The sequence below is a fragment of the Acinetobacter sp. YH12094 genome, assembly GCF_013419295.1.
GTDB lineage: Bacteria > Pseudomonadota > Gammaproteobacteria > Pseudomonadales > Moraxellaceae > Acinetobacter > Acinetobacter amyesii.
This window is the reverse complement of record NZ_VPAK01000039.1, coordinates 1-14,839: the sequence shown is the minus strand read 5'-3', so window position 1 is coordinate 14,839 and position 14,839 is coordinate 1. Positions and strand designations below refer to the sequence as shown.

Below are 14,839 nucleotides of genomic sequence, written 5' to 3'. Positions count from 1 at the left end.
CAAATGGCGATTCAGCGTTTAATTGGTTTTGGGAAAAAAGAAGAGTTTAAGGAAATTTTGGCAATTTTAAGAAAGCAGAATCCTGATAGGATAAGGGTTCTGTGAAATTTGTCGTGTACAGAGAAAAATACGACACTTTGTATTGCGTTTATTATGTTGATACATGCGATTCAGCAAGAAAAATTGAGCATTTAAAATGAATTGTTTTAATATGTCTAAGGCAAGCTGTATTGAATATAAATCAATATAGAAAGGGATGAGCGATATCGTCGCTGAAGTTGTAGGTTAAAATCGTTTCTCAATGATAAGCGAACTCTGATATCGTATATATACATGGCTGAGATGTATCCAACTGAATGAAAACAATAGATTATTACAATAAACAGGCTGATCAATTTATAAAGTCGACCTTGAATGTGGATATGGAAGCACTATACCAACCTTTTTAGAGCAATTAGCACATGATGCCTACATTTTAGATTTAGGTTGTGGCTCAGGTCGGGATACTTTGGCTTTTAGAAAAAAGGGCTATTACGTATATGCGATTGACTATTCTGAAGAACTTGTAAAAAAAGCGACTGAACTTACAGGGTTGAAAGTACGTTATCAAAGTTTTTATGACTAGCAGAATATGAAACATATGATGGTATTTGGGCATGTGCCTCTTTACTACATTGTGCTCGTAATAGACATCTCTGATGTTTTAAAATGTATTCATGCTGCATTAATGAATAGTTCATCTTCATATCAGCATGTTGAAGAGCAAGATCTTGAAAAATTTGCAGATTATTGGATAGATCTGTCACCAATTCTCATTCATAGTTTGCCAGTTACTTGTATTCCTAGTAGACCACTTTAATTAAAATTAGGAATTTCATTCACTGGATATATTAATGTTAATGGATTTGATGTTAAAGAAATGAAGCCAAAACGCTGATAAAATTCCATCGCTTTTTGATCTTTTGCATGTATTACAACAAAATTTACACCAATAATTTGAGCAACTTTTGAAACTTGTTTGAGAGCATGTGCTAAAAGCACTTTTCCAATTCCTTGCCCTTGAGTCACTTTATCAACGGCAAAGCGACCTACAACAACACAAGGGAGTGGATAACGAGGTAAGCGTTTGGTGAGTACGGTATCTACTAAATCGAATCCAATAGAGGTACTAGATAGACAGTAAAACCCTATCACATTTGAAGCATGATCAACAGCAACATACGTTTTACTTGTCCCTGATTTCTGATGTTGGGACGCATATTGTTTAATGAACTTATTTAAGTCATCTTGCCCACAATTAAATGATTTTCTTTGGTGATGAGTTTGTAAAATCTCAATTCTCATCTAATAAACTCATTAATTTCTTCATTTCATCGTTTGCAGGGCGTGGATTTTCAAGCAAATTCATTAACATATCACGATCAGCATTATTTACTTTCAACTCATGGTTAGATTTAAGTAAGTCTTTTGCTCGTTCAAAGGAGGATTGCAGCATAAAAGAACTTACACTGAGGCCTAATAAATTCGCAGCTTGCTCAATCACATTCTTTGCATCTGCTGTTGAACGAACATTAATTCGTTCAGTTGCTAAATTAGCCATTTCTTCACCAATAAGTACATCATTTTGATGTACAAATTATAACATATCAAGATGTAGCATCAAGACTTGACATACTCCCACCACCAAGCTAAGAGCTATGGTGGGGGAATCTTTGCGACCCATGCAATCTTAGAGATTGCACCTTTCGATACCGCACTGCGCTGACAGTATGGCGGTACAGGAACTCTTTATACAGCACTATGTCCTAGTGCATCAGCTAAAGCGAAATTGCGTATATTCAAGCTTGCATTCAAATCACGATCATGCACTGTTTCACAGTCAGGACATTGCCATTCTCTTATGCTTAGTGGCAATTTTGTCATAGTATAACCACAACATGAACATGCTTTAGAACTTGGAACGAATCTTCCAATTTGTAGCACATTCTTACCGAACCATTTTGCCTTGTATTGCAATATCGTAAGAAATTGACCCCAAGCCACATCCGAAATGGACTTGGCTAGTTTTCGATTTCTTACCATATTTTTTATCCCTAAATCTTCTACAGCATACGTGGTCGCTTGGTTTTCACAGATCAAGTAATGCGTGAGTTTGTGATGTAGGTCTAAGCGTTGCAGGCGCACTTTTTCATGGATGAATGCAACACTTAATTTTTGACGTTGATAATTCTTTGATTCTTTCTTCTTTCGAGCAAATATCTTCTGCTGTATGGATAGTCGGTTTTGAGCCTGTCGCAAGTATTTTGGATTTTCAACCTTATTACCATCGGATTGAATGAGCATGTGATTCAAACCCATATCAATTCCGATGGTTTGATCAGCTTGAATTGTTGTTGATGCAACAAGTTCTAACTCTGACTCGACCAAAATCGAAGCATAATACTTACCTGTCGCTGTTTTGCTAATGGTGACAGTTTTGATTTTCCCATTAAATACCCGACTAAATACAGTTTTTATCCCTTTAATTTTAGGTAGATGAAGTAATCCGTTTTCAAAGCTCACTGTTGCGTGCTGAGGGCATTGATAAGACCGTTGCGGTATTTTCTTGGATTTGAGCCGTGGGTAGCCGACAAGATGACTTAATGGGCGTTTTTCATCAGGATTTGGTTTATATCCTTTAATCTTTCTGAATTCAACCTTGCCTTTCTTTAATCGCTGAAAAAAGTTGTTGTAAGCAGTGTGTAGGTGAAGTAACCCACTAAGAAGTGATTGACTATTCACCTCGTTCAACCATTCGAATTCAGGTTGTTTTTTCATGGCAACTAATTGGTCTTGAATATCCTTTTTTGCTTTGTACACGACAAAAAAAGATAACTCATTGAAATAGATTGGTGTAAAAATAAAGTTAGTAAATAAATCATATAAATCAAATATTTTTTGATTAAAGATAAATTTTATTTGATTGAATTCTATTGATTTTGGGACTATGTTATTCTATTGCTTTAACGGGTTTTATTGCACAACCTAGCCTTTGACATACTCCCACCACTTTCGTTTTACCTCAAGTGGGGGATTCTAAAAGCAAAAGCTCTTAGGTGACCTTCCTCACGGATTTCAGTTGCTTTCTGCTTCACAGGGCGACCTTTACCTCAGTGTTTCAGGAAAGGCTGTTTGTCGTGACGAATTAACTTATATTGAAAATAAGTTGATGGATTTTTTAAAAGAAAGGCTTTCTAACGTTAATAAGAAGTTCCCAGGTACGGCTATTTTTAGAAAATTTGATCATGCCGCTACGTTTTATTATTATTCTGGATCAAGTAATAAGCCAAGAGGTATGCTATATCTCAAGTTCGGTTATAATTTATTTTATGATGATGGTAGAAAAGAAATTTTTGTTTCAACTTTAGGTTTTAATACTAAGAATAAAAGAGAAGATGGAATAGGATTACTTGATGTTTTGAATGAGATAGCTCAAAAATTTGAATATGAGATCATCTCTTTTGAGGCTGACTATTCAGTTCAAGGATGGACTAAAAGACTTCGATTACCGCAAATAGTTGATATTTTCCCAAAAGAATTTAATAAGGTTTTACTAGACTACAAGAACAGTTTTACTGAGTATAATTTTTAGTAGCTGAATATAAAAAAGCCAGATGTACTATCTGGCTTTTTTATATGAATTGGTGTAACAATAAAGTTAGTAAATAAATTATATAAATCAAATATTTTTTATTAAATACAGAGTTTTTTTTGATTGAATTTTATTCATTTTAGGACTGTGTTATTCTATTGTTTTAACGCTAAAAATAACTTACCTGTGCAGAAAAAATGATGACAACATTACTCATTGATGCATTAACAATATCTGAAGGCCGGTTTAAAAAAAAATGCCCTGTTTTAGTTCTGAAAATGATGTTACTCAATGAGGAAACGAGCAGGTTTTCAGAAGAAATTAAGAATCAAGCATTACTACTGCTCGCGATATATCGTAAGTTGCTGCTTGCTGTCGATCGGGATTTATTTAATGTAAAAACTCTAAAGAACAGTGTGAAAAGAAGACACTGGGCTAAAGTGGATAAAGCACAGAATAAGATGGTGGTTGCAAAGCAACTTCGACTAAAGCATTTAGATCTAGAAGAAATGATTTTATTTTTAAATACACAGCATTTTTTAAAACAGCTGCCGATTTTCTTTGTTCAAAAATTGGTTGATTGGGCACCACCGGTGGTGAGTGGTAATTTTTTAATCGAAAATGTTTTGGTAGGCTATATCGCCCAGAAGCTTTTGCCATTAGAAAGAATTAAAGTGAAAGAGCTGGGCAAGTCTGTGCAACCCTATTTTCACATAGCTGACTTTTTTGTGCTTTTACCTCAACTAGAAGAACTGTATCAAAAATATCAAAAGCAAATTGTTCGTTTGGCGCCAACGGCAGAAGTTGCTTTAGCTTTAACAGACTTTGGGAAAGCATGGATTTATCGTCTTAGGAGTAGGCTATGAATATTTATTTTCAGCAACTGCTAGAATGGATAAACCAGAATACCCCTATAGAAGAACAAAAACTCCTCCGAGCATTATTTTTATTACGTGCACATTATAGCTTAGCCGGTATCGTTGTCATTTGTCAGCGAATTTTCACCTTGATTGGTGATAATGAATTACCAAAATTTCGTGATGAGCTTAAGACTTTAGAGATCATTAGTGCATTAGAGTATTCTGAGGAATATTCACATTTTTTTTCAAAAACAACGGATAAAAATAAACATAACCCCACGCCGTTGCGCCCCTTTACTGGAGACAGTGGAATTTGTGATTTGCTCTTGCTTAAATCAGGAGAAAATCATAATAATGAGAGTTTTGATACTGTAATTATTTGGTTTTTAGAGCAAATTTTTCATTTTCAAGACAGGGTACATGCTCTTGAGCTTTATAGTAGTTATTTAAAGGGTGATGGAAGCATAAAGCTGAAAGACCAAAAAGGATCTCGTGTGTACAATGCCTTTTTAGCGATTAGGCTATTAGGTGATGCTGGTAATACACAGATTTTAGAAGATGTAAAAGCATCACTGCTTCAAAATTCCCCGAAACAACTGATTCAGTTAATGTCTGTTCATAATAAAGATGAACAATTAAATAAAATTTATTATGCATTAAAGCTATTTTTATCACAAATCTGGCAAAATAATCGGCAAAAAAATAAAACAAAACGTCGAGAATTTTTACACCGTATAGGTTTAAAGCATAGAAAACTGATCTTGCAACGATACGGCTCATTAAGTATTGCTATCCAACCTTTAGAGGATGTAGATGAAATTCATCGTGGTCTAGTCTCTGATGTATTTGAGGATGATGAGATTGAAGAAGATGAAACACCATTGGAGCCCTTGTTTAGATTTTTTTTGGCAGAACAATCCGATTTAATTCGAGGGCTTTATGCATCTAAGTCTACTTCTCAACATATTGAAGCTGCAAATGTTGGTTTAGTTTGGACCAAATCGCGATTGTCCTTAAATTCAATTCAAGAAGTATTTAGGCTCTGTCAACCATCTCATACTGATGCCAGCTTAATCTTACGCGCAAAATTAGCTTTAATATTGAGTTTACTCACAGGACGTTCGGTTACTGAATTAACAGCGCCTCGTTTTAGTCAAAATGCAGATCAGAATAATATTGCTATTCAGTATAATCATACTTTATCTGCATATGTATTAAGTGTGTTTGCAGGGACACCGACACTCAAAAAAAAACCAGAACATTCTAAATTTCATGTGCCATGGACCAATGAATTACATTTGGTTTTACCAAGTGAACTCAATGATTTGGTGAGTCAAGTCAAAAATCTTGGGATTACGACCCGTCAACTGGCAGTTGAACGCGAAGTTAGAAGATTAATTAACAGTGTACCTCAAGAGCTAGAAGTCAGCCTCAAAAGCATTCGAGATATTCTTCCACGGTTGTTATATGAGCATAGCCAAGGTGATTTAGCTGTCGTTAAAGCAGTGACTAATGCATCAAGTCGAAATTATGATAACTTGATTCATTATGCCTCTTTTGAACAGAGGCAACTTGAGCAACTTTGGGCGGATTGTTTAAGAAAGCTAAATATTGATATTCCTGAATATAGACACTCTTCTAGTGGACGCGTGGGGAGTCCGATTGGGATAAAGATTATTGAAATAAAAAATGAAATTGCACGAATAAAAAATTATATATATCAAGCCAATGAACAGAAAGATTGGCAGATGTTCTTGAAATACTTAATGTCATATACGGAATTATGGATAAATCTTGCCACAGCTGGTCGAGGTATTAAACAACCCTTTCCAAAGTGGATCAGTCAGCAAGGCTGGGCCTTGATTCAAGATAAGCATCATCAAAATGAATCAACTGATCGTTATGTGCCATTGACTCCAGCATTGATCAAACAGATTCAAGGTTTACGTGGTTTGATGCGAATGCTGGGGGAGCAAGTTGAACCACGTGTTGATTTATCATCTTATGCTCTGCAACTTTTTGATTCTCATCAGATTGAAGGTTTAGTTAGAAATTGGGCACGGAAGTTGGTTCGCTCTGATCATAATCAGTTACCTGGACGGTTCAAGGACGCTGGACTTGGGCACTGGATACGGGGGCGTCATCCATGGGATATGTTATCAGTATTTCCTGTATCAGTTTTTAAACAACAGTGGCTTGATGTACAAGAAAACCTGCAAAAACAATTAGGTTTCGAATGTTTTGAAGGTTTTGATTTTTTTAAAATCAAGCATATTCCAACATTTGTTTTAACCCAAGAGACTAAAACAGCTCAAGTAGAGACGAAGCCGAGAATACAATATTCAGAAAATGATGTAAAAGAATGGCTGAAAAACTCAGAGTATGAGTCCTATTTTCCGTTGATTTTTGAGGAAAATCCTGAGCCACAAGTAGCTTTAGAGCTTGGACATCTATTAGCTTCCCATTTAGCTAAAAATACAAACATTGATTTGCCAGAAGCGATCAAGGCATATTGTGCTTATATTCGCGATAAAACGAAAATTCCTTTATTCGTTCAACTTCCTCAAAAAGCTCATCGTACATGGCTGACATCTGAAAATAGTTTTAGTACATGGGGTTATATTGAACAAAACTTACTTGATCATATTCAGAAGGATTTAGAACATTTACCTGAACATCAAAATTGTGATGTTGAAATAGGACGTTTGTTGGTTGTACTCTCGATGTATTCACAATTGTGCAGAGTAAGCCATTTACAAGCAATGTTAGAGTTTATTGCTTCTGATCAGCCTATAGTCGCTATGGGATATAGTCGGCTTATTGAGCTGGCAGTGAATAATGATAGATCTGTGACGAAGATACGCCGTACAGTACTGTTAAGTCCTTATGTCTCGACTTTAATTTTAGTAGACCGACAATATCTACAGCCCCGATTAAAAGAGATTTTAGCAAAGTCAAAAGATCTACAAAGAAAGGATTGGCAAAAGTGTTTTAATACATATTTAAAACAAATAGGGGTTAAGTCAACTCTATCGTTAGCTCAATGGTTGAAAGCTTTACAGCAAAATGTGATGTTAAATAGCACTCCGTTGATTGCAGGTTATATATCAGGCCAAGTCCTGACTGAAGATCTTTCAATAAATGAATTATTACGCTTATTCGAATATGAAAAATTAACCACAAATTTAGATAGCACTGAGCCAGAAAGTGAAATAGAAATAGACGATGAGCAACTACATTTGTCTGATATTTTAGCGATGATTCAGCAACTAAAAGGTGAATCTAGATCAAGCATTTGGCTTAAACAGCTTGCCAATAATGAAACGAATCACTACTCAGTCAATTTATTAACGTGCTTTGTGCGATGGCTGATTTTACGCTGTGATGCAGAAGAGTTAAGTCTACAGAATCGAAATATGATTCATCTACATTTGGCCATCGTCAGTGCAGGTATATTGGGGTTTTCAGAAGATTTAACAAAAGATAGCCAGATTGATGAAGATGTATTTCAAAAATGGATGGAGTTGACGCAAGAGCATTTTCCACACCGCAAGCATCTCGCTGCGTGGAATCGCTTTAGAGATTTTTTAATTCAGTTAAATGATAATCGTATAAAGTTACACAAGCGTACAGCGCATCAAGCAAGTGCTAAAGTTTTTTCAAAAAATGAAGTGCAGCAGATCGTTCAAATATTACAATCTGTAGAATCTGGGGTGAATGATGCTGCTTTACGTCTAGAGATTCAGCGTCATTTTCGTTTATCTGCAGCGATGGGTGTACGCCGTTCAGAGACACTTCATTTACGGCCCTTAGATATTGATGAGGATATGCTCCGAATTCGTCCTTATGGTGAGCATCAGTTAAAAACACTTGGATCAGAACGTGTTGTTCCGATGAATTTATTAAGTCAGACGATTCAAAATGGATTAAATGATATTTATAAGAATAAAAAATATTCGATATTAATGTCTGATGAGAATAGTGAGCATAGGCCTTTTTTTGCTCAAATATCTCAAATATTAAAGAAAGTCACTGGAGATGTTGATCTCAGCTTACATCATTTAAGACATACGTTTGCAAGTACATATACTTTAAAGTGTTTGCAAACAGTGGTGGATTTTAAAGCGCTCACGATAGAATTGCCATGGCTACAAAATTGGATGCCATCGAATGAGCAATTTAATACGCTAGTAGGCAATGAAGGACAGGTTGGGCAAGGGATTAAGGCGATTAGTCGAGTGCTTGGACATTTACATGAATCGACAACATTAAAGCATTATGTTCATATCTTATTTCTGGCTACTTATGCCTATAGCATGCAACAACAGCAACCCAATTTACATACTGCATTTTTTAAGCGAGTCATGAGTCGGAGTAATTTATTCAGGCATTTCCAAGCGATTCATCAACAGAATGGTAATCTAAAATATGAGTTGAGAGACACCATCGAAAAATATGTACTCAAAAAAAGACAAAGTCAGAGGTGGGTCATCTATGCTCAAAAAAGAGGGAATTCGACTGGAAAAGTAATTAAACACGAATTATTTCAAAAGTTTGAAGATATTGAGCGGTATCTTATTTCTGGGCAGGGGCAGCCACGATTAGATATTGAGTCCTGGAAGAAAGCTTTAATTATGATGGCAAACATTCCGTCAGGTAAACGTGGTTCAAATATAGGAAGACATCCATTATCGACACAAGGAAAGTTAGCACGTTTGCCTGAATTACTCAGTGCTGTAGATTTTAATTCTGCACAAGAGATTTTAGAGCGATTTGATTATTTAGAACAAAACCAATCAGAAACTTATAATTGGTTAATAAAAAAATGGTTGTATGAAAGTAATGTAACAAAAGTATTGATGCATTTTACGGCAGAGGATGAACCTATGCTTTCAATCCTTACAGAACATCAGTTTTTTCCGATAGTGATGAAACATAATAAATATGATTATTTTAGAATTATGTCTCAACAAGCGTCATTAAGCGCCGTGCGATGGGTACTAGCATGGTTGAGTGTACGATATTTGGTGATTAGAGATCATATCAGAATTTAAGTAAATATGACTTACGCACGCTTTATTACATAAAGTTTTGAAAGACAGCGCTACCCTAATTGAGCTAAATTCAAGTGACAATTTGGGTATAAGTGCAGCCAAATTCTGTGAATTTGTTCAAGACAGCTACGTGTGCATAAATATCATTTACCTGACTACATCATACCTTGCATTTAATATGCTGCTAGAAGCCGTTTGACATACTCCCACCACTTTCACGATGTTCAAGTGGGGGATTCTAAAAGCAAATGCTCTTAGGCGACTTCCTTACGGATTTCGCTGGCTTTCTGCTTCGTAGGGCGACCTTTACCGCATCTTCCCTCCACAGACAAAACGGTGTGCCCCACCGCCAAAATGTTGCGAGAAGCGTTTATATCCGCATTCTCACTAAAGCCACACTCAATACACTCAAATTTTGCCTGAGTGAGCCTATTTTCTTTTGCAACATGACCGCATGAACTACAAGTCTGACTTGTATATTTGGGGTCAACTTTAACGAGTAAACCACCTCGCCATTGTTGCTTGTACTCCAACATACCCACAAGCATTGACCAACCTTGATCTAGGATTGATTTGTTTAAGCCTGATTTGGCTTTCACATTCTTTCCTTTTTTCTCAATTGTTCCGCTTGCTGACTTCGACATATTGGCTACTTTTAAGTCCTCAACTACGATCATTGCGTGGTTTTTGCTGAGAGTTGTCGTGACTTTGTGTAAGTAGTCATGCCGAATATTGGCAATATGATGGTGTAACTTGTTAATTTTTAAATTAAGTTTTTTCCAATTTTTGCTGAATTTTGTTTTCTTTTTTATCTTGCGTTGAAGTCTAGCCAACTTTACTTGATTGGCTTTAAAACTATTGATCGGGTCGAAAACCTGACCTGTTGAGGTTGTCACCAATTTTTTGATGCCAAGATCAACACCAATGGCTGATTTTGATGGATGGATAGGGGTTTCTAATGTGCTTTCAACACCAAAAGAAATATACCACTTCCCAACATGCTTTGAGATTGTGACGTTTTTAATATCACCTAAAATATCTTGTGATTTTCTGAATTTCACAACACCAATATCGTTAGGCAACTTAACCTGATTGCCTTTAACCCAACAGTATCTATCAAACTGAACAATACGAATCGAATCATAACCATCGGATTTCTTTTTAAATCGTGGCATGAGTGGTCGAAGTTGAACTTCACTGCCATCCGCTAATTTAAAGAATTTTGGTTTTTTAGGCTTGAAAGGCTTTTGTTTTAACTTGGCTTGTTCTTTTTTATCGAAGAATTTAGCCCAAGCATCGCCAAGATCACGAACTTTTTGTTGAAGTGAAACACCATTTGAACTGTTTTCTAAAAAAGCACATTCAGGCTTTTTGCGTAGTTCAGGGATTTTATTAACTAAATTAACTTTATTGATTCGCTCATTATTAGCAAGCATCTCAAATGAGAGAGCTAATATTTGATTCCAAACAAAACGTGCAGAGCCAAGCAACTTGTTTAAAACAAGCTCCTGTTCCGCATTAGGCTCAAGCCTAAATTTATACGCTTTGTTGATTTTCATAAATGAGTGTGTATGTGTTAATATATATAAATACTAGCATTAAACAAGCATTCAAACAATGACTGAAATATATAAAAATCGACATTCAGCCTTTAATTTACACGTACATTTAGTATTTATTACCAAGTACAGAAAGAAAATTTTAGGTGAGTTGCATCATAAATATTTTACTGAGTGTGTGTCTGAAATTTGCAAAGAATTTGATGCGGAATTAAAGGAATGTAATGGTGAAGCTGACCATATTCACATGCTTATTCAGTATCCACCGACAGTTCAGCTTAGTAAATTGGTGAATAACTTAAAATCAGTAACAAGCAGAAAAATGAGGAATGAGTTTTTAGATTTACGTGGTAGTTATGCAAAACCTGTTTTGTGGTCACGCTCATATTTTGCAGGGTCGTGTGGTGGTGCTTCTTTGGACATTATTAAAACATATATTCAAAACCAACAAGGTTAAAATCTGTGAAATTCACCTCTACCCTGACTGTCGGGTGGAGTCCTCTTTCACGTTAAGATAGCATCCTTCCTTGTGCAAATAGCCTAAGCATATATCGTTCAACCTAATGGGCCTAGGAATCAGCGACTTTGATTTGTTCTTTGCTTTCAATTTGATCCATATGTTATCGATTTATATTTTTTTATTTAAAAATGAATAAAAAAATTCTAATTCGGTTTGACCAAAGAAAAAGATACCCATATGATAATTACGTTACAGCAAAATCTGTAATCGGGCGTGGAAACCTGAAAATTACTACAGAAGCATTAAAACCGCTTTAGCGGTTTTTTGTGCTTATTATGCTTAGTTTGCCATTATGGTAGGCCAGGCAGGGCAGTCTATGACTGGCCGTCTTCTGTAGTGCGGTATTTCCACCCCTGTTTGGTCTACCTCCATCTCGTGGAAAAGATGGTTGTAGATAGTTAATTCTAAACTACAGGTACTAAACATGAAGATTTTATTATCTAATCCCCCCATTTCTCTTAGGTCTCTTTTGTTAGCGCTGACTGGATATTGACGGTCATTTAATTCACAGCTTTAACCAAATCGAACTATATACATTTTCAAATTTCGTACTTGAGCGAAAGTAGGAAAGTGTTGCCTGGAGAAAATAAGAAATGGGTTCTACACGACTATTGACCAATATTATTCAGCGTAAAGTCATGTTGCCAGAAGAAATGTCACCTTCAATGCAGCGTGACAATTTTGAAGTGGCACTGACTGATTTTGAAAAGCATCCAATCATCAAATGTTTATTTAAGGCGGATAACCAGCGTTCTACGGAATGTTGGAGCGTGCAAGAAATTGCAAACTTTATTGAGGATTGCACAGAAGATCAAAACATCAATTTATGCATTTTGTATTGGAAAGATATACACGGCAATATTTACATTATTGATGGAGCACATCGTCTTTCCTGTATCTATGCGTGGATTAATAGATATTTTGCGGATGAGCAAGTCACTCAATCACCTAATTTCAATGATCCACAAAAACAAGATATTCGTTACCTCCGCAATTATTTAGGAGATCTCGCTGATTTTCAAAAAATTTGTACTGATGCCGAATTCGCAGAAAAAAAATCGAAATTAGGCGATATTAAAATCAGTTTCAGGCAGGTACTGGGAACTCCGGAAGATGCGCGACGGGTATTTCAATCGATTAACTCAGATACTAAACGTTTAGATAAATATGAGGAATATCACCTAAGAAATCGCGGTAGTGACGCGTATTATGCGATCTATGCCTGTTGTTATATCAATGACAATAAATCTAACCTAGAAGAGCTCCAATATACACGTTTAAATGAGTTGATTGAGTTAGGGGAGAGGATCCACCAGCTACTTTTTTCGACCATTTTATTAGACAATGAAATGAGTCATGGCAAAAAAATTGGCTTGGTCAATGAGCTGATGAATATCATTGCGGGTGATCAGATTCATAATATTATGAGTCTGAATCAGGGGGAGCGCGTTGAAAACCTAATGTCGCATCTGTTGACTATTCTTTGCAGAATAGCGACGCCTGTAAAAAATGCTGGGGTTCCGAGTTTGGGCTTACATCCATACTTATATTTTTATAAGGATCAGCGTTTTCAGATTACTTCTTTTCTTGCATGGTTTTCAATTGTGTATGAAATTCATGAAAGCCGCATGCAGATTCATCATCGAACGATTAGTTTCAAGGACTTCACCCGGGTACGCCGTAGTATTGAGTTCTTGATCGCCAATTTCCCCGTGGCGACCACCGAAACGGTCGGCAAGTTCGGCAGTGGTATCAAGGGCTATGATCGGCTACAAATTGTCTATAAAGCCTTTATTTGCTTAAGCTTGGAAATGGATGTTGATCTTGATGATGAGAAATGCCTGAATACCTTTATTCTGTCCATGTCTAAGGCCTTCAAGTACATAAACTTTAACGAGTTCTATGTCGAAAGGTTTTTGGGTGGTTATGATGATGCAGTAGTCAAGAATGTGGTGGGATATGTGGAGTCGATTAGTCCAATTTCTCGGTCAAAGCCAAAGGCCTTTTCGGCATTAACCAAGAGTCTGCTTAAGCACAATTTTCTGGTGGGTAATCATAACTTTTGCCTCATTTGTGATGGATTGATCTATCTTGATTCTACTGAATCGGATCATAGGATTGCCAAAGCCGTAGGTGGGCAAGGCGTTCTAGAGAATGGCCTGCTAGTTCATCCCATCTGTAATAGGATGAAATCAGATCTGAGCCTGGAAGAGATTAGAGCGGATTTGTTTGGTGAATTACTGTATTGAGCAGCAGAGGGGGTAAATTAATTTTCTAAAATTTATCAATGATTTAACTTTTGATATATTCAGCCAATGTGGTTGTTTTTAATTCACTTTAGAATCACAACCAGAAACTAGCTGTAGTTTCTGAATGACCGTCAAGGTCCTTAGTTTCGCCCATAGATTCCCTCTGTGGGCTTTTTTTTGATCAAAAATTGTATAGATGCCCTAAAATAAACCTTTTAGCATTTCATAAGCAATGAGGATTAAGGCTGAGACCATCAGCACAACAAAAATGAGTTCCACTCTAGTTAACATATTAATTCCTTTTACTTTTCACTTAATTTATATAGCAGTTAACTCGTAGCATCAATGAAATAACATAACATGGAAAATAATCAAAAAGACAGAATTTGGATTTTGATCAGATCTACTGTTTGCATGCTTCAACAGTAGCTTTGAATGTTTCACTTAAACTTTAAATTTTTTTTAAAATTGAATATTTTTACATCTAGGTTCTAAACTTTGATAGAATTAATTAAAACTTTAGATTTCAAGTGTAAACAATGAGAAGCGCTAATATTCGACGTGATGGCTACTTAAAATTTCTGAATACATGGCAAGACCGTGATGTCATTAAAGTACTTTCAGGTGTGCGTCGCTCTGGAAAATCCACCTTATTGGCGATGTTTCAACAAGACCTAAAAGCACAGGGTGTACAAGCCGAAAACATCATTGCCATCAACTTCGAATTTATGGAATTTGAAGAACTCACCGATTACCGTAAACTACATGATTATGTATTGTCCAAAGTTGATAAAAGTAAAAAAAACTACGTTTTTTTAGATGAAATACAACATGTTACAAATTTTGAGAAAGTAGTCGACTCCTTATATGTTCGGGATTATATCGATTTATATATTACAGGCTCAAATGCATTCTTTCTAAGTGGAGAACTTGCGACTTTACTTACAGGACGCTATATCGAGCAAC

Annotated in this window: 10 protein-coding genes and 1 pseudogene; 7 read left to right on the top strand and 4 right to left on the bottom strand. The window is 36.0% G+C overall.

Translation table 11 applies throughout. The features are described 5' to 3' along the window. Positions 1-356 precede the first annotated feature (356 nt). Positions 357-859, top strand: a pseudogene (locus FTU34_RS16460) (class I SAM-dependent methyltransferase). On the opposite strand, the gene FTU34_RS16455 reads toward FTU34_RS16460, so the two are convergent. The 3 genes from FTU34_RS16455 to FTU34_RS16445 all read right to left on the bottom strand — a co-directional run bounded on the left by FTU34_RS16455 (position 856) and on the right by FTU34_RS16445 (position 2,859). Then, positions 856-1,344: a GNAT family N-acetyltransferase gene (locus FTU34_RS16455; RefSeq protein ID WP_019383654.1), complete on the bottom strand. Its 489-nt coding sequence runs from the start codon at positions 1,342-1,344 to the stop codon at positions 856-858. The pseudogene FTU34_RS16460 and the gene FTU34_RS16455 sit on opposite strands and share 4 nt — an antisense overlap. Continuing rightward, a complete protein-coding gene (locus FTU34_RS16450; RefSeq protein WP_026094019.1) occupies positions 1,334-1,600 on the bottom strand; it encodes a DUF1778 domain-containing protein in 267 nt (88 codons plus the stop codon). Before FTU34_RS16450 ends, FTU34_RS16455 begins: the two co-directional genes overlap by 11 nt. 188 nt (positions 1,601-1,788) lie before the next feature. Next, positions 1,789-2,859 (bottom strand): RNA-guided endonuclease TnpB family protein, encoded by a 1,071-nt coding sequence (locus FTU34_RS16445; protein ID WP_373686515.1) that lies wholly within the window; start codon positions 2,857-2,859, stop codon positions 1,789-1,791. A gap of 259 nt (positions 2,860-3,118) precedes the next feature. On the opposite strand from FTU34_RS16445, the gene FTU34_RS16440 reads away from it, so the two are divergent. The 3 genes from FTU34_RS16440 (at position 3,119) to FTU34_RS16430 (ending at position 9,545) form a co-directional block, all read left to right on the top strand. Then, the gene (locus FTU34_RS16440; RefSeq protein WP_180036184.1) at positions 3,119-3,631 is read left to right on the top strand and encodes a hypothetical protein; all 513 of its coding nucleotides are present in this window, start codon (positions 3,119-3,121) and stop codon (positions 3,629-3,631) included. Positions 3,632-3,828: 197 nt separating this feature from the next. Next, a complete protein-coding gene (locus FTU34_RS16435; RefSeq protein WP_180036183.1) occupies positions 3,829-4,497 on the top strand; it encodes a hypothetical protein in 669 nt (222 codons plus the stop codon). After that, entirely contained in the window at positions 4,494-9,545 is a 5,052-nt protein-coding gene (locus FTU34_RS16430) for a tyrosine-type recombinase/integrase (protein WP_180036182.1), read from the top strand. Before FTU34_RS16435 ends, FTU34_RS16430 begins: the two co-directional genes overlap by 4 nt. A 254-nt stretch (positions 9,546-9,799) precedes the next feature. On the opposite strand, the gene FTU34_RS16425 is transcribed toward FTU34_RS16430, so the two are convergent. Beyond that, positions 9,800-11,104, bottom strand: coding sequence for an RNA-guided endonuclease TnpB family protein (locus FTU34_RS16425; protein ID WP_180036181.1), 1,305 nt, complete (start codon positions 11,102-11,104; stop codon positions 9,800-9,802). A gap of 58 nt (positions 11,105-11,162) precedes the next feature. Here FTU34_RS16425 and tnpA point away from each other — a divergent pair, with 58 nt between their 5' ends. The 3 genes from tnpA to FTU34_RS16410 all read left to right on the top strand — a co-directional run. Beyond that, complete coding sequence (gene tnpA / locus FTU34_RS16420; RefSeq protein WP_180036180.1) at positions 11,163-11,561, top strand: IS200/IS605 family transposase; 399 nt, start codon at positions 11,163-11,165, stop codon at positions 11,559-11,561. A 656-nt stretch (positions 11,562-12,217) separates the two neighbouring features. Beyond that, positions 12,218-13,873 carry an HNH endonuclease signature motif containing protein gene (locus FTU34_RS16415; protein ID WP_180036179.1) on the top strand — a complete coding sequence of 552 codons (1,656 nt, stop codon included), beginning with the start codon at positions 12,218-12,220 and terminating at the stop codon, positions 13,871-13,873. Positions 13,874-14,412: 539 nt separating this feature from the next. After that, positions 14,413-14,839 (top strand): AAA family ATPase (locus FTU34_RS16410; protein WP_180036178.1); only part of this gene is annotated, 427 nt, incomplete at its 3' end.

Excerpts from the sequence above, each read along its gene's own strand:
- FTU34_RS16435 (WP_180036183.1), top strand. The coding sequence starts at position 3,829 with ATGATGACAACATTACTCATTGATGCATTAACAATATCTGAAGGCCGG.
- FTU34_RS16450 (WP_026094019.1), bottom strand. The coding sequence starts at position 1,600 with ATGGCTAATTTAGCAACTGAACGAATTAATGTTCGTTCAACAGCAGAT.
- FTU34_RS16455 (WP_019383654.1), bottom strand. The coding sequence starts at position 1,344 with ATGAGAATTGAGATTTTACAAACTCATCACCAAAGAAAATCATTTAAT.
- tnpA (WP_180036180.1), top strand. The coding sequence starts at position 11,163 with ATGACTGAAATATATAAAAATCGACATTCAGCCTTTAATTTACACGTA.
- FTU34_RS16425 (WP_180036181.1), bottom strand. The coding sequence starts at position 11,104 with ATGAAAATCAACAAAGCGTATAAATTTAGGCTTGAGCCTAATGCGGAA.
- FTU34_RS16415 (WP_180036179.1), top strand. The coding sequence starts at position 12,218 with ATGGGTTCTACACGACTATTGACCAATATTATTCAGCGTAAAGTCATG.
- FTU34_RS16430 (WP_180036182.1), top strand. The coding sequence starts at position 4,494 with ATGAATATTTATTTTCAGCAACTGCTAGAATGGATAAACCAGAATACC.